This window comes from Mycobacterium sp. pR1184, from assembly GCF_041287235.1.
Lineage (GTDB): Bacteria > Actinomycetota > Actinomycetes > Mycobacteriales > Mycobacteriaceae > Mycobacterium.
Map to the genome: position 1 here is coordinate 176006 of NZ_JBGGKR010000001.1, position 20557 is coordinate 196562.

At 64.7% G+C, this 20557-nt stretch carries 23 protein-coding genes; 14 read left to right on the forward strand and 9 right to left on the reverse strand.

Translation table 11 applies throughout. The features are described 5' to 3' along the window. The 5 genes from ACAG21_RS00885 to ACAG21_RS00905 form a co-directional block, all read right to left on the reverse strand. Positions 1-279, reverse strand: a complete 279-nt coding sequence (locus tag ACAG21_RS00885) for a hypothetical protein (RefSeq protein WP_370494183.1) — start codon at positions 277-279, stop codon at positions 1-3. A gap of 142 nt (positions 280-421) precedes the next feature. Next, a complete protein-coding gene (locus tag ACAG21_RS00890) occupies positions 422-874 on the reverse strand; it encodes a DUF5078 domain-containing protein (protein WP_370494184.1) in 453 nt (150 codons plus the stop codon). Between the two features lie 65 nt (positions 875-939). Continuing rightward, positions 940-1860, reverse strand: a complete 921-nt coding sequence (locus ACAG21_RS00895) for a crotonase/enoyl-CoA hydratase family protein (protein ID WP_370494186.1) — start codon at positions 1858-1860, stop codon at positions 940-942. 15 nt (positions 1861-1875) lie between these two features. Next, on the reverse strand, positions 1876-2202 hold the full coding sequence (locus ACAG21_RS00900) for a hypothetical protein (protein ID WP_370494187.1): 327 nt from the start codon (positions 2200-2202) through the stop codon (positions 1876-1878). Continuing rightward, on the reverse strand, positions 2199-4235 hold the full coding sequence (locus tag ACAG21_RS00905) for a prolyl oligopeptidase family protein (RefSeq protein ID WP_370494188.1): 2037 nt from the start codon (positions 4233-4235) through the stop codon (positions 2199-2201). Before ACAG21_RS00905 ends, ACAG21_RS00900 begins: the two co-directional genes overlap by 4 nt. A gap of 82 nt (positions 4236-4317) precedes the next feature. Between ACAG21_RS00905 and ACAG21_RS00910 the strand changes: the two genes are divergently transcribed. The 6 genes from ACAG21_RS00910 to ACAG21_RS00935 all read left to right on the forward strand — a co-directional run bounded on the left by ACAG21_RS00910 (position 4318) and on the right by ACAG21_RS00935 (position 9003). Beyond that, positions 4318-5841, forward strand: coding sequence for an aldehyde dehydrogenase family protein (locus ACAG21_RS00910; protein ID WP_370494189.1), 1524 nt, complete (start codon positions 4318-4320; stop codon positions 5839-5841). 5 nt (positions 5842-5846) lie between these two features. Further along, complete coding sequence (locus tag ACAG21_RS00915) at positions 5847-6329, forward strand: DUF779 domain-containing protein (RefSeq protein WP_370494190.1); 483 nt, start codon at positions 5847-5849, stop codon at positions 6327-6329. Positions 6330-6347: 18 nt separating this feature from the next. Further along, positions 6348-6626, forward strand: coding sequence for a putative holin (locus tag ACAG21_RS00920; RefSeq protein WP_370494191.1), 279 nt, complete (start codon positions 6348-6350; stop codon positions 6624-6626). After that, a complete protein-coding gene (locus tag ACAG21_RS00925) occupies positions 6619-7242 on the forward strand; it encodes a hypothetical protein (RefSeq protein ID WP_370494192.1) in 624 nt (207 codons plus the stop codon). The genes ACAG21_RS00920 and ACAG21_RS00925 overlap by 8 nt, the downstream gene beginning before the upstream one ends. 69 nt (positions 7243-7311) lie before the next feature. After that, entirely contained in the window at positions 7312-8721 is a 1410-nt protein-coding gene (lpdA, locus tag ACAG21_RS00930) for a dihydrolipoyl dehydrogenase (protein ID WP_370494193.1), read from the forward strand. Positions 8722-8727: 6 nt separating this feature from the next. Continuing rightward, complete coding sequence (locus tag ACAG21_RS00935) at positions 8728-9003, forward strand: hypothetical protein (RefSeq protein ID WP_370494194.1); 276 nt, start codon at positions 8728-8730, stop codon at positions 9001-9003. 4 nt (positions 9004-9007) lie between these two features. Here the strand turns inward: ACAG21_RS00935 and ACAG21_RS00940 are convergent, their stop codons facing one another. Further along, entirely contained in the window at positions 9008-9586 is a 579-nt protein-coding gene (locus ACAG21_RS00940) for a carboxymuconolactone decarboxylase family protein (protein ID WP_370494195.1), read from the reverse strand. Next, positions 9583-11007, reverse strand: coding sequence for an acetate metabolism transcriptional regulator RamB (gene ramB / locus ACAG21_RS00945; protein ID WP_370494196.1), 1425 nt, complete (start codon positions 11005-11007; stop codon positions 9583-9585). The genes ACAG21_RS00940 and ramB overlap by 4 nt, the downstream gene beginning before the upstream one ends. A 163-nt stretch (positions 11008-11170) precedes the next feature. On the opposite strand from ramB, the gene ACAG21_RS00950 reads away from it, so the two are divergent. From ACAG21_RS00950 to ACAG21_RS00965, 4 genes are all read left to right on the forward strand, one after another. After that, positions 11171-11965 carry an acyl-ACP thioesterase domain-containing protein gene (locus ACAG21_RS00950; protein WP_370494527.1) on the forward strand — a complete coding sequence of 265 codons (795 nt, stop codon included), beginning with the start codon at positions 11171-11173 and terminating at the stop codon, positions 11963-11965. 263 nt (positions 11966-12228) lie between these two features. After that, positions 12229-13515, forward strand: a complete 1287-nt coding sequence (aceA, locus tag ACAG21_RS00955) for an isocitrate lyase (RefSeq protein WP_370494197.1) — start codon at positions 12229-12231, stop codon at positions 13513-13515. A 129-nt stretch (positions 13516-13644) separates the two neighbouring features. Continuing rightward, positions 13645-14508: a 3-hydroxybutyryl-CoA dehydrogenase gene (locus tag ACAG21_RS00960; RefSeq protein ID WP_370494198.1), complete on the forward strand. Its 864-nt coding sequence runs from the start codon at positions 13645-13647 to the stop codon at positions 14506-14508. 109 nt (positions 14509-14617) lie between these two features. Beyond that, a complete protein-coding gene (locus ACAG21_RS00965; protein ID WP_370494199.1) occupies positions 14618-15478 on the forward strand; it encodes a cyclopropane mycolic acid synthase family methyltransferase in 861 nt (286 codons plus the stop codon). A gap of 50 nt (positions 15479-15528) precedes the next feature. Here the strand turns inward: ACAG21_RS00965 and pcaA are convergent, their stop codons facing one another. Both pcaA and ACAG21_RS00975 read right to left on the reverse strand, forming a co-directional pair. Beyond that, positions 15529-16392 carry a cyclopropane mycolic acid synthase PcaA gene (pcaA, locus tag ACAG21_RS00970; RefSeq protein WP_370494200.1) on the reverse strand — a complete coding sequence of 288 codons (864 nt, stop codon included), beginning with the start codon at positions 16390-16392 and terminating at the stop codon, positions 15529-15531. Positions 16393-16572: 180 nt separating this feature from the next. Beyond that, entirely contained in the window at positions 16573-17274 is a 702-nt protein-coding gene (locus ACAG21_RS00975) for a TetR/AcrR family transcriptional regulator (protein ID WP_370494201.1), read from the reverse strand. A gap of 136 nt (positions 17275-17410) precedes the next feature. On the opposite strand from ACAG21_RS00975, the gene ACAG21_RS00980 reads away from it, so the two are divergent. From ACAG21_RS00980 to ACAG21_RS00995, 4 genes are all read left to right on the forward strand, one after another. After that, entirely contained in the window at positions 17411-18787 is a 1377-nt protein-coding gene (locus ACAG21_RS00980; RefSeq protein ID WP_370494202.1) for a DUF445 domain-containing protein, read from the forward strand. Between the two features lie 77 nt (positions 18788-18864). Beyond that, the gene (locus tag ACAG21_RS00985; RefSeq protein WP_370494203.1) at positions 18865-19272 is read left to right on the forward strand and encodes a helix-turn-helix domain-containing protein; all 408 of its coding nucleotides are present in this window, start codon (positions 18865-18867) and stop codon (positions 19270-19272) included. A 311-nt stretch (positions 19273-19583) separates the two neighbouring features. Beyond that, positions 19584-20192: a heparin-binding hemagglutinin gene (locus ACAG21_RS00990; RefSeq protein ID WP_370494204.1), complete on the forward strand. Its 609-nt coding sequence runs from the start codon at positions 19584-19586 to the stop codon at positions 20190-20192. Positions 20193-20265: 73 nt separating this feature from the next. Further along, a complete protein-coding gene (locus tag ACAG21_RS00995) occupies positions 20266-20553 on the forward strand; it encodes a DUF2516 family protein (protein ID WP_207768449.1) in 288 nt (95 codons plus the stop codon). The last annotated feature ends 4 nt before the right edge of the window (positions 20554-20557 follow it).

A 20557-nucleotide genomic window follows, 5' to 3' on the forward strand; every position in this document is an offset into this window, starting at 1 on the left:
CTACAGCGCAACCACTTGCGGCAGCACGTCGTGGGTCTGTTCCACGGACTCGCCGCAGGTGCGGCAGTGCGAGCTTGCGTAGCGGCGCAGCCGTCCGACCTTCACCCGCGCGTCGGGCTCGACGTGCTGTCCGCGTACCACGCACAGCATGTCGACGATCAGCCCGGCTTCGCGGGCGTGCACGTGCACGATGCGCGTGGTCGGGGCGTCGGAGTCGCCGACGACATCACGCCAGTCGAGGGCTGCGGCTGGGATCGTGGCTGGGGTCGCGGTGCGCATGGCCCCAACTATTCCCGCTGCGCCGCTCACCGAACATCCACCGAACAGCCCCGACAACGGCTGATTCGGTTGTCCCCCGATCGGGGGACGAAAAGCAATTAACCCCGGGCCGGGCCCGGGGTTAATTGGTGAGTGCGGGGAGTTACGCCCAGTTCCAGACCGACATGTCGCCGGCCGGGTACTGATTGCAGATGTCGGTCGACTTGGCGACGACACCCTTGTTGTTGAAGAAGATCTTCATGTGGTTGGGCCAGGCCACCCACAGCGGGTCGGAGACCGGCGCGTAGAAGTTCTCCGAGTAGCCGCGACGGTCCTGCGGCGCCAACGAGAAGAACCAGTGCGCCTTGTCGATCGTCGCCTGCTGGACGTTCGGGTGGTTGTTGAAGTCGATCATGTACCGCTGGTAGTACACCGGGCTGGTGTCCCGGGTGGCTGCCAGGATCTGCTCGGCGTCACACGTGGTGTTGATCATCCGGCGGGGGATCGGGAAGTCCTCCGTGGAGTCCGCCGACGCGGTCGCCGGGACGGTCACAGCGGCCATACCCATTGCAAAGAACATGGCGCCTGCTCGCAGGCACGAACTCAGCCGAGACATAGCTGTAACGGTAGCACTTCGGACATCCCGTGGGCGAGTCCTGGCCGACTTTTTAGTCCAGCTTATTAGCCATCGCTATCAGGGACGATGACGTGCGAGGGATCGGGCCGCAGGTCAGGTGGGGCCTGGCTGTAGTCGCCGAACGGCCCGTCGCGGTGCTGCACCGCGGCCCGCACGCCCTGGCTTTGAGCGGTATTGATGAAGCCGATCGCGTCGGGCGTATTACGCATCAGGCCGTCCAGGATGCCGCCCAGCGTCTGGGTGGAGGCCAGTCCCATGTTCTCGTAAGCCTGGTTGACGATCAGCTTCTGCGCCTGCAGCTGCGACAGCGGGATGTGTGCCAGCTCGGCGGCGATCTCTGCGACCCGGGCTTCGAGGCGGTCGAACGGCACCGCCTCGTTGATCAACTCGATCTCGGCGGCCTGGACGCCGGACAGCGGCCGGCCGGTCAGGGAATGCCACTTGGCCTTGGCCAGGCTCAGCCGGTAGAGCCACATGCCGGTCAGGTACGCCCCCCACATCCGGCTGTAGGGAGTGCCGATGACGGCGTCTTCACTGGCGACGATGATGTCGGCGCACAGCGCGTAGTCGCTCGCCCCGCCGACACACCAGCCGTGCACCTGCGCGATCACCGGCTTGGACGCCCGCCAGATCGCCATGAACTTCTGCGTGGGCCCGGTCGCACGGGCGCTGACCATCGCGAAGTCCTTACCCGGATCCCACTTCCCGTCGGTCATCATCGACTCGCCCCAGTGCTGGAATCCGCCACCGAAGTCGTAGCCGCCGGAGAACGCCCGGCCGGCACCGCGCAGCACGATGACCTTGACGCCCGCATCCCGCTCGGCGAGGCCGATGGCGGCCTCGATCTCGTCGGGCATCGGCGGCACGATCGTGTTGAGGTGCTCGGGGCGGTTCAGCGTGATGGTCGCGACCGGACCGGAGGTCCTGTACAGCAGGGTCTCGAAGTCGGGCTCGGTATCTGGCATAGGCCCCAGTGTGGGCTAGCTGTCCTCGACGGGCGGGTCGGGTTCGCGATTTTCCGGCGTCGACGCGTAGATCTGGTCGCCGATCTTCAGGTAGGGCGTGGTGAAGTAGGCGGTGCTCAGGACGAGTGTGGAGAAGATCAGCGTCGTGATGACCGCGTTCGGCCACAGCTGTCCGGTCCCGAAGCCGAAAAGCACGATGCCCAGAGCCGAGGTCCCCCAGTAGAAGTACCGGGCCTTGCGGCGTTGCGAGATGAAGCGGAATCGCGCCTGCGCCCACCCCGCGATGATCAGGATCAGACCGGCAATGACCATGCCGAATTCGATGATGTCGAGGATCTTCACGGTTGGCCTCCCAGCGTGCGCCAAAGGAACGAATAACTCAGGGCCGATTTGAAGGCGGCTTGCTCATTGTCCGCCGCACCGGCGTGCCCGCCCTCGATGTTCTCGTACAACCACACCTGATGGCCCGCGGCCTGCAGTGCCGCGACCATCTTGCGGGCGTGGCCAGGATGCACCCGGTCGTCCCGCGTGGAGGTGGTGAACAGCACCTGAGGGTACTGGCGTGTCGCCGAAATGTTCTGGTAGGGAGAGTATTTGGAGATGAATTCCCAGTCGTCCGGGTTGTCCGGATCGCCGTACTCGGCCACCCAGGACGCGCCGGCCAGCAACAGGTGGTAGCGCTTCATGTCCAGCAGCGGCACATCGCAGACCAACGCGCCGAATTTCTCCGGGTACTTGGTCAGCATGATGCCCATCAGCAGGCCGCCGTTGCTGCCGCCCTGGGCGCCAAGCTGCGCGACACTGGTGATGCCGCGGTTCACCAAATCGTCTGCCACCGCGGCGAAATCCTCGTCGACCTTGTGCCGGTTCTCGCGCATCGCCTGGGTATGCCAGCGCGGCCCGTATTCGCCGCCGCCGCGAATGTTGGCCATCACGTAGGTGCCGCCGCGGTCCAGCCACAACCGGCCAAGCACCCCGCTGTAGCCGGGCGTCCTGGAGGATTCGAAACCGCCGTAACCGCTGAGCAGGGTGGGACCGGGACCTTCGATCGCGCGTGATCGCACCACGAAGTAGGGGATCAAGGTCGCGTCGTTCGACGGCACGAAATACTGCCGCACGTCTAGGTTTTCGGCATCGAAGAATGCCGGCGCGGACTTGATCTGCTCGAGTTCCCCTTCGCCGGTGCCGCGCAGCAGCCGCGAAGGCATATCGAATCCACTTGAGTCCAAGAAGAATTCGTCGCCGGTATCGTCGGCGGCCGCGATCACCGTGTTGGTCGCCGGCGGGATTCCGGCGATCGCTTCGCGCCGCCAGGTGCCGGGTGTGACGATTTCGACCCGGCTGGCGACGTCGACCAACGTGACCAGCAACAGCCGGTCGCGGGTCCACGCCGTCTGGTGTAGGCAGGTGTGTTCGTCTGGTTCGAAGACCACCTGCACATCGGCTGTGCCGGCGAGGAATTCGTCGTAGCGGGCCGCCAGCAGCGAGCCGGCGCGATAGGTGGCGGCGCCGAGCGTCCAATCGCTGCGCAGCTCGATCAACAGCCATTCGCGGTGAATCGAGGTGCCCGAGTCGGTGGGCACGTCGACGCGGATCAGTTCCGATCCGCGTATTTCGTAGAGCTCCGAATTCCAGAAGTCGATGGAACGCCCCGCGAAGCTGCGCTCGAAGCCCGGCGTCCGGTCGGCGTTGGCGCCGGCGCTGACGTCTGTGCGCGTGCCGGAGAAGATGGTTTCGGCCTCGTTCAACGGTGTGCCGCGATGCCATCGTTTCACGATGCGGGGGTATCCGGATTCGGTCAGCGAATCGGGGCCGAAGTCGGTACCGACCAGCACCGTATCCGGGTCGGCCCAGCCGATCTGCGACTTGGCCTCCGGTAGTGCGAACCCGTCGGGGATGAATTCGCCTGTGAGCATGTCGAATTCGCGCACGATCACCGCGTCCGAGCCGCCGCGGGAGAGGTTGACCAGGGCGCGGGTGAACTCCGGTTCGATGACCGTGGCGCCGGCCCACACCCACTTCTCGTCATCGGTGCGACCGAGCTCGTCGACATCGATCAGCACGTCCCATTCGGGAGAGTCGCTGCGGTAGCTGTCCAGCGTGGTGCGCCGCCAGAGCCCGCGTGGGTTGGCGGCGTCGCGCCAGAAGTTGTACAGATACTCGCCGCGGCGACGCACATAGGGGATGCGGGCGTCGGTGTCGAGCACCTCCAGCGCCTCGGCGCGCATCCGTTCGAAGTCCGCCTCGTAGCGGCCCTCGCAGAACTGGGCCATTGTCGGCTGGTTGCGCGCGCGCACCCAATCCAGTGCCTTTTCGGCGGTGACGTCCTCGAGCCACAGGTACGGGTCGTCGGGGCCGGGATCTGTCGCTGTCATGAAAGCCCTGTCATGGAAGCCATTGTGGTCCCAGCGGTACTGTGAGCTGTATTACAGGTGAAGCAGAATGGGAGTCGAGCTGATGACTGTCTTCGCACGCCCGGGTTCCAGCGGGGCCCTGATGTCGTATGAATCGCGCTACGACAACTTCATCGGGGGTGAATGGGTCGCGCCCGTCAAGGGTCTCTACTTCGAGAACCCGACGCCGGTGACCGGCCAGACGTTTTGCGAAGTGGCGCGGTCCGACCAGGCCGACGTCGACAAGGCGCTCGATGCGGCACACGCGGCCGCCCCGGCATGGGGCAAGACGTCACCGGCCGAGCGGGCCGCGGTACTGAACAAGATCGCGGATCGCATTGAGGCGAACAAGGATTCGTTGGCCGTCGCCGAAGTCTGGGAGAACGGCAAGCCGATCCGCGAAACGCTGGCCGCCGACATCCCGCTGGCCGCCGACCATTTCCGGTATTTCGCCGCCGCGATTCGCGCCCAGGAGGGCTCGCTGTCGCAGATCGACGAAGACACCGTCGCTTACCACTTCCACGAGCCGCTCGGTGTCGTCGGCCAGATCATCCCGTGGAACTTCCCGATCCTGATGGGTGCCTGGAAGCTGGCGCCGGCGCTGGCCGCCGGCAATACGGTCGTGCTCAAGCCCGCCGAGCAGACACCGGCGTCGATCCTGTATCTGATGTCGCTGATCGCCGACCTGATCCCGCCGGGTGTGGTCAACGTGGTCAGCGGATTCGGCGTCGAGGCGGGCAAACCGCTGGCGTCCAGCGACCGCATCGCGAAGGTCTCATTCACCGGGGAAACCACCACGGGCCGGCTGATCATGCAGTACGCATCGCAGAACCTGATCCCGGTCACGCTCGAGCTCGGTGGCAAGAGCCCGAACATCTTCTTCTCCGACGTGATGGCCGCCCACGACAATTTCCAGGACAAGGCTCTCGAGGGCTTCACGATGTTCGCCCTCAACCAGGGCGAGGTGTGCACCTGCCCGTCGCGCAGCCTGATCCAGTCCGACATTCACGACGAGTTCCTGGAGCTGGCCGCGATCCGCACCAAGGCGGTGCGGCAGGGCGACCCGCTGGACACCGAGACCATGATCGGTTCGCAGGCCTCCAACGATCAGCTGGAAAAGATCCTGTCCTACGTCGAGATCGGCAAGGGCGAGGGCGCCAAGATCATCACCGGCGGTGAGCGTGCCGAACTCGGCGGTGATCTGTCCGGCGGCTACTACATGCAGCCGACGATCTTCTCGGGCAACAACAAGATGCGCGTCTTCCAGGAGGAGATCTTCGGGCCGGTGGTGACGGTGACGTCGTTCACCGATTTCGACGACGCGATGAGGATCGCCAACGACACGCTCTACGGCCTGGGTGCCGGGGTGTGGAGCCGCGACGGCAACACGGCCTACCGCGCCGGCCGCGAGATCAAAGCCGGCCGGGTGTGGGTCAACTGCTACCACATGTACCCGCCGCACTCGGCGTTCGGCGGCTACAAGCAATCCGGGTTCGGCCGCGAGACCCACCAGATGGCGCTCGATCACTACCAGCAGACCAAGAACCTGTTGGTGTCCTACGCCGACAAGGCGCAGGGCTTCTTCTGATGCGTATGACGGCGGCCCCACCCGGTGTCGTCATCACCGAGGCCGCCGCCGGACTGCTGGCTCGGCTGCAGGAGCGTCACGGGCCGGTGATGTTCCACCAGTCCGGCGGCTGCTGCGACGGGTCGTCACCGATGTGCTACCCGCGTGGCGACTTCCTGGTCGGCGACCGCGACGTGCTGCTCGGCGTCCTGGACGTGGGAGCCGACGGCGTCGCGGTGTGGATCTCGGGCCCGCAGTACGCGGCCTGGAAACACACCCAGCTGGTGATCGACGTCGTGCCCGGCCGCGGCGGCGGATTCAGCCTGGAGGCACCCGAGGGGGTGCGGTTTCTCAGTCGTGGCCGCGTCTTCACCGACGAGGAGAAAGCCCAGCTCGACGCCGTCCCGGTGATCACCGGCGCCGCGTACGAGCGCGGCGAGCGGCCATCGACTCGGGGCCCGGTGATTGACGAAGCCGTGCCGGAAACGTGCCCGCCTCGTAGTCGGTGACTCAGTACCCTCGATGAGGTGATACCGCTACCCCGGCCCTGGCAGCTGGCCAGCGCGATGCTGATCGGCACCGCGGTCGGGTTCCTGGCGGGGGTGGCGTTGACGGTGCTGGTCCATGCGCCGGTGCGGCCCGACGTCGTCATCGCCCTGGTGGTCGGGCTGCCCGGGGTGATCGGGTTGCTGACGATCCTGTTCTCGGGACGTCGGTGGGTCACGGTGCTGGGCGCGTTCATTCTGGCCATCGGTCCGGGCTGGTTCGGGGTGCTGGCCGCCATCGAGGTGACCTCTCGTGCCTGACAAAAAGGCCGAGCACGACCCCGCGACCAGTCCCGGGACGGCGCCGTTCGTCCCGGATTTCGAGGACACCGGGACGCAGGGATTCGTCCCGGACTTCGAGGACACCGGTGAGCATTCGGTGCCGTTCGTGCCGAACTTCGACGACACCGGCGTGCAGCTCATCCCCGTCGCCGCGAAGAAGCCGGCCGCATCCGAGCCCGAAGAAGCCGCGGTCGAGGCGCCCGCCGCTGCCTCCGAAGCGGATGCCGAGCCGGCGGTGGCGCCGGTGCAGTCCGTCACCGTCCCCGGCCGCTACCAGTACCTGAAGTGGTGGAAATTGGCGCTGGTGATCCTCGGCGTGTGGGCCGCGACGGCTGAGGTCGGACTGAGCCTGTTCTATTGGTGGTTCCACACCATCGACAAGACGCCGGCGGTCTTCATGGCGCTGGTCTACGTCGTCGCCTGCACCGTCGGCGGCGTGATGCTGGCGATGGTTCAGGGCCGGCCGGTGATCGCGGCGCTGTCCATTGCGGTGATGTCCGGACCGTTCGCGTCGGTCGCCGCCGCGGCGCCGCTGTACGGCTATTACTACTGCGCACGGACGGGTCATTGTCTGGTCGGCGTCATCCCGTATTGACCCCTCAAGGTAGGTCTGGTGACCCACGGTGTCGTGCGGTGAGAACTCCTCGCCCATTAGTGTGGGCTCGTGACTTCTCACTATGACGTCGTTGTCCTTGGAGCTGGTCCCGGCGGATATGTGGCAGCGATTCGCGCCGCGCAGCTCGGCTTGAACACCGCAATCGTCGAACCGAAATACTGGGGTGGAGTCTGCCTCAACGTCGGCTGCATTCCGTCCAAGGCGCTGCTGCGCAACGCCGAACTCGCCCACATCTTCACCAAAGAGGCCAAGACGTTCGGCATCAGCGGCGAGGCGACCTTCGACTACGGGGTCGCGTTCGACCGCAGCCGCAAGGTGGCCGAGGGCCGCGTCGCCGGCGTGCACTTCCTGATGAAGAAGAACAAGATCACCGAGATCCACGGCTACGGCCGCTTCACCGACGCTCATACGCTGTCGGTCGAATTGAACGAAGACGGTGGCGCTGGAAATCCGGCAATGGTCACGTTCGACAACGTCATCATCGCCACCGGGAGCAGTACCCGGCTGGTGCCGGGCACGTCGCTGTCGGAAAACGTGGTCACCTACGAAGAGCTGATCCTGACCCGCGAGCTGCCGCAGTCGATCGTCATCGCTGGCGCCGGCGCGATCGGCATGGAGTTCGGCTACGTGCTGAGGAACTACGGCGTCGACGTCACCATCGTCGAGTTCTTGCCGCGCGCGCTGCCCAACGAGGACGCCGAAGTGTCCAAAGAGGTCGAGAAGCAGTTCAAGAAACTGGGCGTCAAGATCCTGACCGGAACGAAAGTCGAGTCCATCTCCGACGACGGGTCTGTGGTCCGGGTGGCGATCAGCAAGGACGGTAAGTCCGAGGAGCTTAAAGCCGAAAAGGTGTTGCAGGCCATCGGTTTTGCGCCCAACGTCGACGGCTACGGATTGGACAAGGCCGGGGTCGCGCTGACCGACCGCAAGGCCATCGGGATCACCGACTATATGCGCACCAACGTCGACCACGTCTACGCGATCGGCGATGTCACCGGAAAGCTGATGCTGGCCCACGTCGCCGAGGCCATGGGAGTGGTGGCGGCCGAAACCATCGCCGGCGCCGAGACTTTGGCGCTGGGTGACTACCGGATGCTGCCGCGTGCGACGTTCTGCCAGCCGAACGTCGCCAGCTTCGGGCTGACCGAGGAGCAGGCCCGCCAGGAAGGCTACGACGTGGTGGTGGCCAAGTTCCCGTTCACCGCCAACGCCAAAGCGCATGGCGTGGGCGACCCCAGCGGTTTCGTCAAGCTGGTCGCCGACGCCAAGTACGGCGAATTGCTGGGCGGCCATCTGGTCGGCCACGACGTCTCCGAGCTGCTGCCCGAGCTCACCCTGGCGCAGAAGTGGGACCTGACCGCCACCGAGCTGGCCCGCAACGTGCACACCCACCCGACCATGTCCGAGGCGCTGCAGGAATGCTTCCACGGCCTAACCGGCCATATGATCAACTTCTGAGCGCCGATGATTCGCGGCGAGACCATTTTCGGTGCCCTGGCGGGTGCGGCGACCGGTTATGTGCTTTGGCTGGTTGCCATTTCGCTCGTCGGTGACAACGCGACGGCGGGCCACTGGGGTCCGCTGGTGTTGCTGGGTTCGGTGCTGCTGGGAGTTCTCGCCGCGATCGCGGGTGTCGTGTTGCGCCGGCGCCGCAAGTACCTGTGGGCGGCGTTCGCCTTCGACTTGCCACTACTGCCGGTGCTTTTGACGCTGGCTGTGCTGGCCGACGTCTACGCCTGAGGCACTACCTCGGGTTGTCCAACTCGATGTTCAACGCGGATATCGTCGCGGCAAGCCCGTCGTATTGCGTTGCGAGCAAGCAGAATTCGATGAGCCGGTGCCGGTCGAGGTGCATCGCGAGTTGTCGCCAGGTCTCCTCGCTGATGGACCGGTTCTTGATCAGCTCGTCCGTCGCGTTCAGCAGCGCCTGTTGCCGCGCGCTCAGTATCACCCGGGGACCGTCGCCGTCCGGGGCGTCGGGCCACGCGAAAATCGTCTCCTGCATGTGAGCGTCCAGACCGAATCGGCGCGCCATCTTCCGGTGGTGCTGCAACTCGTATTCGCTTGAACGCAAATGCGCGACGCGCAGGATCACCAATTCGGTGTCCATCCGCGGCAACCGGCCGCGCAGCAGCCGACCGCCGTAGAGTGACCATGCCCAGAACAACCCTTGGCGCTGCCCGAGTGTGGTGAACAGATGCATCTCGGGTGCCTGCAATTTGCGGGCGGCACCTTTGGCCAGCAGCCAGTTGATCGGCCCCAGCCGGCGAACCTTGGTGGACGACGGGATGCGGGCGACGTGGCCGTTCTGCGTGCCGCTCATGGCTGCTTCACCAGGTACGGCGACACCGTGCTGCGGTGCTCGTCGAGATCGAGGGCGCGGCCCAACGCGGGGAAGGCTCGCTGTGGACAGTTATCGCGTTCGCAGACACGGCAACCCGCGCCGATGGGTGTGGCTGAACGGCCTGGGTCTCCGGACAAGTCCAGTCCTTCCGAGTAGACGAGCCGGTGCGCGTGCCGCAGCTCGCACCCCAGCCCGATCGCGAAGGTTTTACCTGGCTGACCATACCGGGCAGCGCGGCGCTCCACGGTGCGGGCCACCCACATGTAGTTGCGGCCGTCGGGCATCTGGGCGATCTGCACCAGGATCTTGCCCGGGTTGGCAAACGTCTCGTAGACGTTCCACAGCGGGCAGGTGCCACCGCTGGAGGAGAAGTGAAAACCGGTGGCGGACTGGCGCTTCGACATGTTGCCGGCGCGATCCACCCGGACGAACGAGAACGGCACTCCCCGCATCGACGGCCGTTGCATCGTGGAGAGCCGGTGCGCGATGGTCTCGTAGCTCACCGAGTAGAACGCCGACAGGCGCTCGACGTCGTAGCGGAAATTCTCGGCGACGTCGTGGAATTGGCGGTAGGGCAGCACCGCCGCGGCGGCGAAGTAGTTGGCCAGCCCCAGCCGGGCCAGCGTGTGGGACTCGTCGCTGGTGAATTTGCCCTCGGCGACCATGCTGTCGATCAGGTCGCCGAACTCGAGGTAGGCCAGCTCGGCGGCCATCTTGAAGACCTGTTGGCCCAGCGACAGGTGATTGCTCATCTCCAGCGTCTTGGTCTTGGGCTCGTAGCGGTGCAGGACCGTGTCGCCCAGGTCGATGCGCCGGTTGATGTGCACGCCGTGCACCTCGGTGAGTCGTCGGGTCAATTCGCGGGCCAGGTCGCCGTGGTTCAGCCGGGTGTGGACCGTCAGGTCTTCGGCGGCGGTGTCCAGCTCGTGCAGGTAGTTCTGCCGTTGGTAGAAGTAGTCGCGGACCTCCTCGTGCGGCATCGTGATCGATCCGCTGCCGCTGCCGTCGGAGTAGCGCTCCTCGGTGGCGGCGGCCAGCTGCGCAGTGGTGAGCCGGTAGCGCCGGTGCAGGTTGACCACCGCGCGGGCCAGGGCCGGGTGGGCGTTGACCATCTCGGCGACCTCGGGCGCATCGACGTTGATGTCCAGATCGCGATCCATGGTCACCTCGCGCAACTCGGCGACCAGGCGGGTGTCGTCCTGGGAGGCGAAGAAGGTCGCGTCCACACCGAACACCTCGGTGATGCGCAGCAGCACGGCCACTGTGAGTGGGCGAACGTCGTGCTCGATCTGGTTGAGGTAGCTCGGCGAGATCTCGAGCAATTGGGCCAGCGCGGCCTGGGAGAACCCGCGCTCGTTGCGCAGCTGGCGAACGCGTGACCCGACGAACGTTTTGGACATTTATGCCAGCCTACCTGGGTTGCGAAGAATGGGTTTGCAGACTTGGCAATCATGAGCGGGCGTCGTCGGGTTTGGCGTTTGTCCGCGGTCGTTGGCATGATTCGCCTCGGGGTCTCGGGTAAACCCCCGGGATTCCGCAGGTAAGGCAATGGGGAGCGAAGTCGTGAGCCTGGACAAATCAATGATGCCGGTGCCCGACGGTCACCCAGACGTGTTCGACCGGGAGTGGCCGCTGCGGGTCGGCGACATCGACCGCACCGGACGGCTGCGGTTGGACGCCGCCTGCCGGCACATTCAGGACATCGGCCAGGACCAGCTGCGCGAGATGGGCTTCGAGGAGACCCATCCGCTGTGGATCGTCCGGCGCACGATGCTCGACCTGCTGCGGCCGATCGAGTTCCAGGACATGCTGCGCTGTCGGCGCTGGTGTTCGGGCACCTCGAACCGGTGGTGCGAGATGCGGGTTCGGGTGGACGGACGCAAGGGCGGCCTGATCGAGTCCGAGGCCTTCTGGATCAACATCAACCGGGAGACCCAGATGCCGTCGCGCATCTCCGACGACTTCCTCGAGGGACTGCACAAGACCACCTCCGTCGACCGGTTGCGGTGGAAGGGCTACCTGAAGCCGGGCAGCCGCGACGACGCGGCCGAGATTCATGAGTTCCCGATCCGGGTCACCGACATCGATCTGTTCGACCACGTGAACAACTCGGTCTACTGGAGCGTCATCGAGGACTACCTGGCGTCGCACGTGGACTTGATGCGGGAGCCACTGCGCATCACGATCGAGCACGAGGCGCCGGTGGCGCTGGGCGACAAGCTGGAGATCATCTCGCACATCCATCCGGCTGGATCGACCGAACAGTTCGGCGCCGCACTGGCCGACCGGCCTGTTAGAACGCTCACATATGTCGTCGGAGACGAGACGAAAGCGGTCGCTTCGCTCTTCAATCTCTAACCGGACAAGCGTCCTGGTAAATCCCCGGCTGACCTGCGAATACCGGTTACTGACGGGTAGCTTCTGGAACGGTTCAGTTGCCGTACATCTTTGCAAACTTCGCAAAATCGACGCGCAGTCGTGGCCTAAATTGGCAATAGAAATGGGTGGACCAGCATCAACACCCTGTGCCATGGTCGTGTTAGCACACGAGCGAAGTTGAGCCTTAGTCATCGCAAGACGCGCGATCCGGCTCAGAATTCAGAATCAAAGGAGTAAGCCCAATGTCTGTTGTTGGCACCCCGAAGAGCGCCGAGCAGATCCAGCACGACTGGGACACCAACCCCCGTTGGAAGGACACCAGCCGGACCTACACCGCTTCCGATGTCGTGGCCCTGCAGGGCAGCGTCGTCGAGGAGCACACCCTGGCCCGCCGCGGCGCCGAGGTGCTGTGGGAGCAGCTGCACGACCTGGAGTACATCAACGCCCTGGGCGCGCTGACCGGCAACATGGCCGTGCAGCAGGTGCGCGCCGGCCTGAAGGCCATCTACCTGTCCGGTTGGCAGGTCGCCGGTGACGCGAACCTGTCCGGCCACACCTACCCCGACCAGAGCCTGTACCCGGCCAACTCGGTGCCGCAGGTCATCCGTCGCATCAACAACGCGCTGCTGCGCGCCGACGAGATCGCCAAGGTCGAAGGCGACCGGTCGGTGGAGAACTGGCTGGCGCCGATCGTCGCCGACGGCGAGGCCGGTTTCGGTGGCGCGCTCAACGTGTACGAGCTCCAGAAGGCGATGATCGCCGCAGGCGTCGCGGGGTCGCACTGGGAAGATCAGCTGGCTTCGGAGAAGAAGTGCGGCCACCTCGGTGGCAAGGTGCTGATCCCGACTCAGCAGCACATCCGCACCCTGACCTCGGCGCGTCTGGCCGCCGACGTCGCCGGTGTGCCGACGGTCGTGATCGCCCGTACCGACGCCGAGGCGGCCACCCTGATCACCTCCGACGTCGACGAGCGCGACCAGCCGTTCATCACCGGTGAGCGGACCAAGGAAGGCTTCTACCGCGTCCGCAACGGCCTGGAGCCGTGCATCGCGCGGGCCAAGGCCTACGCGCCGTACTCGGACCTGATCTGGATGGAGACCGGGACCCCGGACCTCGAGCTCGCGGCCAAGTTCGCCGAGGGCGTCAAGTCCGAGTTCCCCGACCAGATGCTGGCCTACAACTGCTCGCCTTCCTTCAACTGGAAGAAGCACCTGGACGACTCCACCATTGCGAAGTTCCAAAAGGAGCTTGGCGCAATGGGATTCAAGTTCCAGTTCATCACGCTGGCCGGCTTCCACGCGCTGAACTACTCGATGTTCGATCTGGCCTACGGCTACGCCCGCAACCAGATGAGCGCCTACGTCGAGCTGCAGGAGCGCGAGTTCGCGGCCGAGGAGCGCGGCTACACCGCGACCAAGCACCAGCGTGAGGTCGGTGCCGGTTACTTCGACCGCATCGCCACCACGGTGGACCCGACGTCGTCGACCACCGCGCTGACCGGCTCGACCGAAGAGGGTCAGTTTCACTGAGTCTTGAGTGAAACCCGGTAGGTGAAGTCACTGATCTCGGCCTAACCAGGGCTGAAGTAGCATAGGCCCCGCCCAGCGATCCTGGGCGGGGCCTATTGCGGTCTAAGACCATACGAGTGGAGAAACGCAATGAGCGACAAAGGAATTCAGCGGGTTGGGGTCGTCGGGGCCGGACAGATGGGGTCAGGAATCGCCGAGGTCTCGGTCCGCGCCGGTGTCGCGGTCACGGTGTATGAGACCACCGAGGCGCTGATTACCGCGGGGCGAAACCGCATCGTGAAATCGCTGGAGCGTGGCGTCAGCGCCGGAAAGGTGACCGAGCGCGAACGTGACCGCGCCCTGAGCCAGCTCACCTTCACCACCGATCTGAACGACCTCGCCGACCGTCAGCTGGTCATCGAGGCGATCATCGAGGACGACGCCGTCAAGGCCGAGGTTTTCGCGAAACTCGACCAGGTGATCACCGATCCCGACGCGGTGCTGGCGTCGAACACCTCGAGCATTCCGATCATGAAGATCGCGGCCGCCACCAAGAACCCCCAGCGGGTGCTCGGCCTGCATTTCTTCAATCCGGTGCCGGTGCTGCCGCTCGTCGAATTGGTCAGCACCCTGGTCACCGACGAAGCCGCCGCCGCCCGCACCGAGGAGTTCGCCAGCTCGGTGCTGGGCAAGCAGGTGGTGCGCTGTTCGGATCGGTCCGGCTTCGTGGTGAACGCTCTGTTGGTGCCCTACCTGCTGTCGGCCGTACGGATGGTCGAGGCGGGATTCGCCACCGTTGAGGATGTGGACAAGGCGGTCGTCGCCGGTCTCTCACACCCGATGGGTCCGCTGCGGCTGTCGGATCTTGTCGGCTTGGACACACTCAAGCTGATCGCCGACAAGATGTTCGAAGAATTCAAAGAGCCGCACTACGGTCCGCCGCCCTTGCTGCTCCGCATGGTCGAGGCGGGCATGTTGGGCAAGAAATCGGGTCAGGGTTTCTACACGTACTGAGCCGAAAAGCGAAGCAGTTTTGCTGACTGTCGCATTGCCGCCTCCAGAGTCATAGGCCAGCGTCAGGTATCATTTCCGCGGTCACCAACGCGAGAGGTAGCTATCTTTCATGACGCAGCTCAGGCCGTATTACGAAGAGTCGCAGTCCATCTACGACGTGTCGGATGAATTTTTCGCATTGTTCCTGGACCCGACGATGGGCTACACCTGCGCTTACTTCGAGCGTGACGACATGACGCTGGAAGAAGCCCAGAACGCGAAGTTCGATCTGGCGCTGGGCAAGCTGAACCTCGAGCCCGGGATGACCTTGCTCGACATCGGCTGCGGCTGGGGCGGAGCGCTGCAACGCGCCGTCGAGAAGTTCGACGTCAACGTCATCGGAATCACGCTCAGCCGCAACCAGTTCGAGTACAGCAAGAAGCGGATGGCCAAGATCCCCACCGACCGCACCGTCGAGATTCGGTTGCAGGGCTGGGAAGAATTCGAGGACCGGGTTGACCGGATCGTCACGATCGGCGCGTTCGAAGCCTTCAAGTCGGAGCGTTATCCCGCATTCTTCGACCGTGCCTACAACATCCTGCCCGACGACGGCCGGATGTTGCTGCACACGATTCTGGCTTACACGCAGAAGCAGATGCACGAAAACGGCGTCAAATTGACGATGAACGACATCCGATTCATGAAGTTTATCGGCGAGGTGATTTTCCCCGGCGGACAGCTGCCGTCAGTGGAGGACCTGTTGAAACTCGCACCTGACGCCGGATTCTCGGTCGAAAAGGTGCAATTGCTGCAGCCGCATTACGCCCGGACGCTGAACATGTGGGCCGCCAACCTCGAGGCCAACAAGGAAAAGGCGATCGAGATCCAATCCGAAGAGATCTACGACCGGTACATGCACTACTTGACGGGCTGTGAGAACTTCTTCCGCAAGGGCATCTGCAACGTGGGGCAATTCACCTGCGTGAAGTAGGCACCGACAGCAGCGGCGGGCCGGACTGATACGTCCGGCCCGCTTTTCGTTTACTTCTCCAGCGTGAACTGGTCGACGTCGGTGTAGCCCTGACGGAACAGCTTGGCGCAGCCGGTCAGGTACTTCATGTAGCGGTCGTAGACCTTCTGCGACTGGATCTCGATCGCCGTGTCTTTATTGGCTTCCAGCGCCGCCGCCCACATGTCCAAAGTGCGCGCGTAGTGCAGCTGCAGCGACTGGGTCCGGGTGAGTGTAAAGCCGGCATCGGCCGCGTGTTCTTCCACCAACGCCGGTGTCGGCAGCCAGCCGCCGGGGAAAATCTCGGCCAGGATGAACTGGGTGAAGTGAACGACCTCGTGGGTCAGCGGCAGGCCCTTGGCCCTGGCTTCCTTGAATGCGGGGCGCACGATGGTGTGCAGCATCATCACGCCGTTGTCCGGCAGCACCGAGTAGGCCATCTCGAAAAAGCGGGACCAGCGGGCGCGGCCGAAGTGCTCGAAAGCGCCGATCGAGACGATCCGGTCGACCGGCTCGTCGAACTTCTCCCAGCCCTCCAGCAGTACTCGCCGGGTGCGCGTGGTGTCGAGCTGGTCGAACGACTTCTGAACGTGCTCGGCCTGGTTCTCCGACAAGGTCAGGCCCACGACGTTGACGTCGTATTTTTCGATGGCGCGCCGCAGCGTGGCGCCCCAGCCGCAGCCGATATCCAGCAATGTCATCCCGGGCTCGAGGCCCAACTTGGACAGCGACAGGTCGATTTTGGCGAGCTGCGCCTCTTCCAGGGTCATGTCGTCACGCTCGAAGTACGCGCAGCTGTAGGTCTGGGACGGGTCCAGAAAGAGGCGGAAGAAGTCGTCAGACAGGTCGTAGTGCGCCTGCACGTTCCCGAAATGCGGCGTGAGCTGTACGGCCATAACGAAAGAAGCCTTTCTGTATCCCAGGAGGCGGGGACGAATTGGGTAATGCCCATCGGCCTCCGGTGCATGCCTTCTGCATGCTATCGGGTTCGGTCGGCGCAGTTCGTGCGCGCGGCCGCCACCTAGGGTCACACGAGACACCCGCAATTCACAAACGAGCCGCACGCCAGAGGCGGTTTAGGACTCCCGCGGTGGCGCGATCGGCGAAGGATGCGGCTCCTCGCGGAACTTCTCCAGTGATCCGCCGACTTCGACAATTCCGCACAGCGCGTTCCAGCTCAGCATCGTCAAGTAGTCGATGAGCTCGTCTCGAGTCATCCGCGGATTCGACATCCACGAGTGCGTGGCCAACTGCACACCGCCGACGATCAAATAGGACCACGGCTCAGCGCCGCCGGTGTCGATCCCGGCCTGCAGCATGCGCCGGCGCATCAACACCGCGATCATGCGCGCGATGATCCGCTCGGAGTCGGCGATCACTTTGCTCTTGCTGGCCGAGCTGTTGGCCATCACGAACCGGTAGGGCTCGGGCTCGTTCGCCACGGTGTCGACGTAGACGCGGATGACCTCGCGGGTCAGGTCCAGGCCATCGAGATTGGATGTCAGCGCGGCGGCCATGTTCGGAATCAGCGTGGTCTGCGCGAAGCGCATCATCACCGCGGTCGTGAGGTCGTTCTTGTCGACGAAGTAGCGGTACAGAACAGTCTTGGAAACCCCGATCTCGGCGGCGATCTCGTCCATGCTGAGGTAGCGGCCGTGTCGGCGGATCGCGTCGATCGTGCCGTCAACCAGCTCGTTACGGCGATCCACCTTGTGCTGGTGCCAGCGCCGCTTACGACCGTCCGTCTTCACGATTACAGCCGGGATTTGCTCTGCCACTGTCGACGATTCCCATTCACTAGACGCTCTCGATACTACGGCGTGGGGGTCTGTTTGGCGGACGGGACGCCCGGTGTGAGGGGCTCCATCGGCGGTGTCCCAACACGAACTCGCCGCAGCGATACATGATGGTGGGGTGTCACATAGAGCCGAGGGATCGAATTCGGCCGCACCGCGGCCGGAGCCGACCACACCCACGGCCGCGGCGGGCCGGACTCGTACGTCCTTCGCGGAGTCGTTCGCCGGGGCCGATCCCGAGGCGGACGCGCAGCGCCGGGTGGCGCTTCGCCGGATGAAATTGGTGGCACTGAGCTTTTTGGTCGGTGCCACGGTGGTGTTCCTGGCCTGCCGATGGGCCCAGGCGCACGGCGGCGCGGGGGCCTGGGTCGGCTACGTCGGCGCGGCCGCCGAGGCCGGCATGGTGGGTGCGCTCGCCGACTGGTTCGCGGTGACCGCGTTGTTCAAACACCCGTTGGGCATCCCGATCCCGCACACCGCGATCATCAAGCGCAAGAAGGACCAGCTCGGCGAGGGCCTGGGCACCTTTGTGCGGGAGAACTTCCTGTCGCCCGAGGTGGTCGAAACCAAGCTGCTCGACGCCGAGGTGCCGGGCCGGCTGGGCAAGTGGCTCTCGGAGCGAGCGCATGCCGAGCGGGTGGCCAGCGAGGCCGCGACGGTGCTCCGTGTTCTCGTCGAGTTGCTGCGCGACGAGGACGTCCAGCAGGTGATCGACCGGATGATCGTGCGGCGCATCGCCGAACCGCAGTGGGGACCGCCGGTGGGCCGGGTGCTGGCAACGCTGCTCGCCGAGAACCGGCAGGAAGCCCTGATCCAATTGCTGGCGGACCGGGCCTTTCAGTGGTCGCTGAATGCGGGCGAGATCATCCAGCGAGTGGTCGAGCGTGATTCGCCGACTTGGTCGCCGCGGTTCATCGACCATCTCGTCGGCGATCGCATCCACCGCGAGCTGATGGACTTCACCGACAAGGTGCGCCGCAATCCGGACCACGAGTTGCGCCGCTCGGCGACCCGCTTCCTGTTCGAATTCGCCGACGATCTGCAAAACGACCCGGACACCATCGCGCGCGCCGACGCGATCAAAGACCAGCTGATGGCACGCGACGAAATCGCCAACGCGGCCGCGACGGCGTGGAAGACGCTGAAGCGGCTGGTGCTCGAGGGCGTCGACGATCCCTCCAGCGCGTTGCGTACCCGCATCGCGGACAGCGTCGTGCGTATCGGGGAGTCGCTGCGCGACGACGCCGAGCTGCGCGACAAGGTCGATAGCTGGATCGTGCGGGCGGCTCAGCATCTGGTCTCGCAGTACGGGGTCGAGATCACCGCGATCATCACCGACACGATCGAACGCTGGGATGCCGAGGAGGCGAGCCGGCGCATCGAGCTGCACGTGGGCCGTGACCTGCAGTTCATCCGGATCAACGGCACCGTGGTCGGATCACTGGCCGGGCTGGTCATCTACACCATCGCGCAGCTGTTTTTCTGGGGGTGCTAACTACTGCTTGCAAATGCAAGCACATGTCCGTACGCTCGTTCCTGTCAAGGTCAGCCATCGGACCCTAGGAGCACGCAATGCCACCGGAGGAGACGCTCTCCGCCAAGGTGTCGACAGCGGCTTCCGACATCGGCAGCTTCATCCGAAGCCAGCGTGAACTCGCGCAGGTTTCGGTGCGACAACTTGCCGAGCTGGCCGGTGTCAGCAATCCCTATCTGAGCCAGGTTGAGCGCGGACTGCGCAAACCTTCTGCCGACGTGCTGAGTCAGATCGCGAAAGCGCTGCGGGTTTCCGCCGAGGTCCTCTACGTGCGGGCCGGGATCCTGGAGCCGAGCGACAAGAGCCAAGTGCGTGACGCGGTCATCACCGACACGGCGATCACCGAGCGTCAGAAGCAGATTCTGCTCGAGATCTATACCTCATTTGCCCAGCAAAACGAATCGACCCATGAGGAGTGTTCGCCCGAATCCGACAACCACGAGTGAGGTAGCCCGGCCCGGGCCGGCTCAGCTGCGACAACGCCTGAGCACGAGTTGGTGACGTATAGCCCAACGGCCGCTGGGTTACCCAGAAGGGAAGGATGCACCGATTCCCACTGATGCCGTGGCGCGACGCTGCGCCCACACCCACTCGATCGTCAACCCGACCCGACCAACCAGGAGGTTTTCGGCAAGTCGCGTGCCAGGTCAATCCGCGGGTCTTGACCACTCCACGCACCAGGAGCCGACGCTTGCCTCGACTTCCATACCAAACCCTTGAACCCTGAGAACGACAACGAACCATGAAAGGAAACACCATGGCTGAAAACACGAACATCGAAGAATTGCGGGCACCGTTGCTGGCGGCCCTGGGCGCAGCAGACCTGGCCCTGGCCACCGTGAACGAGCTCATCGGCAACCTGCGTGACCGCGCCGAGGACACCCGCACCGACACCCGCAGCCGGGTCGAGGAGAGCCGCGCTCGCATCGCCAAGCTGCAGGAAGACCTGCCCGAACAGTTCACCGAGTTGCGCGAGCGCTTCACCCCGGAGGAACTGCGCAAGGCCGCCGAGGGCTACCTGGACGCCGCGACCAACCGCTACAACGAGCTGGTCGAGCGCGGCGAGGCCGCACTGCAGCGGCTGCGCAGCCAGCGGCCGTTCGAGGAGACCCAGGCGCGCGCCGAGGGCTACGTCGACCAGGCCGTCGAGCTGACCCAGGAAGCGTTGGGCACCGTGGCCAACCAGACCCGCGCGGTCGGCGAGCGGGCCGCCAAGCTGGTCGGCATCGAGCTGCCCAAGAAGGCCGAGTCGGCGACCAAGGCAGTGGCGAAGAAGGCCCCCGCCAAGAAGGCCCCGGCCAAGAAGGCTCCGGCCAAGAAGGCTCCGGCCAAGAAGGCTCCCGCCAAGAAGGTCACCCAGAAGTAGTTTCGGATACCGAGTTGCCCTTCGGGGCAACTCGGATTCGACGTTTGCGACGCTGCCCGCATACCCTTGAGTCGTGAATCATGCTGTGGGTACCGTCATGTTGGTCTTGCAGATCGGCGTCCTGGTGATGTCGGTGTACGCATTCATTCATGCGGCAATGCAGCGACCCGACGCTTACACCGCTGCGGACAAGCTGACCAAGCCGGTGTGGCTGGTGATCCTGGGCCTGGCCGTTGCGCTGACATCGATCCTGAGCTTCGTTTTCGGCGTGCTCGGCATGGCGATCTCCGCCTGCGCGGCGGGTGTCTACCTGGTCGACGTGCGGCCCAAACTTCTCGAAATTCAGGGCAAGTCGCGCTGACGCG

Excerpts from the sequence above, each read along its gene's own strand:
- ACAG21_RS00885 (WP_370494183.1), bottom strand. The coding sequence starts at position 279 with ATGCGCACCGCGACCCCAGCCACGATCCCAGCCGCAGCCCTCGACTGG.
- ACAG21_RS00890 (WP_370494184.1), bottom strand. The coding sequence starts at position 874 with ATGTCTCGGCTGAGTTCGTGCCTGCGAGCAGGCGCCATGTTCTTTGCA.
- ACAG21_RS00895 (WP_370494186.1), bottom strand. The coding sequence starts at position 1,860 with ATGCCAGATACCGAGCCCGACTTCGAGACCCTGCTGTACAGGACCTCC.
- ACAG21_RS00905 (WP_370494188.1), bottom strand. The coding sequence starts at position 4,235 with ATGACAGCGACAGATCCCGGCCCCGACGACCCGTACCTGTGGCTCGAG.
- ACAG21_RS00910 (WP_370494189.1), top strand. The coding sequence starts at position 4,318 with ATGACTGTCTTCGCACGCCCGGGTTCCAGCGGGGCCCTGATGTCGTAT.
- ACAG21_RS00915 (WP_370494190.1), top strand. The coding sequence starts at position 5,847 with ATGACGGCGGCCCCACCCGGTGTCGTCATCACCGAGGCCGCCGCCGGA.
- ACAG21_RS00935 (WP_370494194.1), top strand. The coding sequence starts at position 8,728 with ATGATTCGCGGCGAGACCATTTTCGGTGCCCTGGCGGGTGCGGCGACC.
- ACAG21_RS00940 (WP_370494195.1), bottom strand. The coding sequence starts at position 9,586 with ATGAGCGGCACGCAGAACGGCCACGTCGCCCGCATCCCGTCGTCCACC.
- ramB (WP_370494196.1), bottom strand. The coding sequence starts at position 11,007 with ATGTCCAAAACGTTCGTCGGGTCACGCGTTCGCCAGCTGCGCAACGAG.
- aceA (WP_370494197.1), top strand. The coding sequence starts at position 12,229 with ATGTCTGTTGTTGGCACCCCGAAGAGCGCCGAGCAGATCCAGCACGAC.
- ACAG21_RS00960 (WP_370494198.1), top strand. The coding sequence starts at position 13,645 with ATGAGCGACAAAGGAATTCAGCGGGTTGGGGTCGTCGGGGCCGGACAG.
- ACAG21_RS00965 (WP_370494199.1), top strand. The coding sequence starts at position 14,618 with ATGACGCAGCTCAGGCCGTATTACGAAGAGTCGCAGTCCATCTACGAC.
- pcaA (WP_370494200.1), bottom strand. The coding sequence starts at position 16,392 with ATGGCCGTACAGCTCACGCCGCATTTCGGGAACGTGCAGGCGCACTAC.
- ACAG21_RS00985 (WP_370494203.1), top strand. The coding sequence starts at position 18,865 with ATGCCACCGGAGGAGACGCTCTCCGCCAAGGTGTCGACAGCGGCTTCC.
- ACAG21_RS00990 (WP_370494204.1), top strand. The coding sequence starts at position 19,584 with ATGGCTGAAAACACGAACATCGAAGAATTGCGGGCACCGTTGCTGGCG.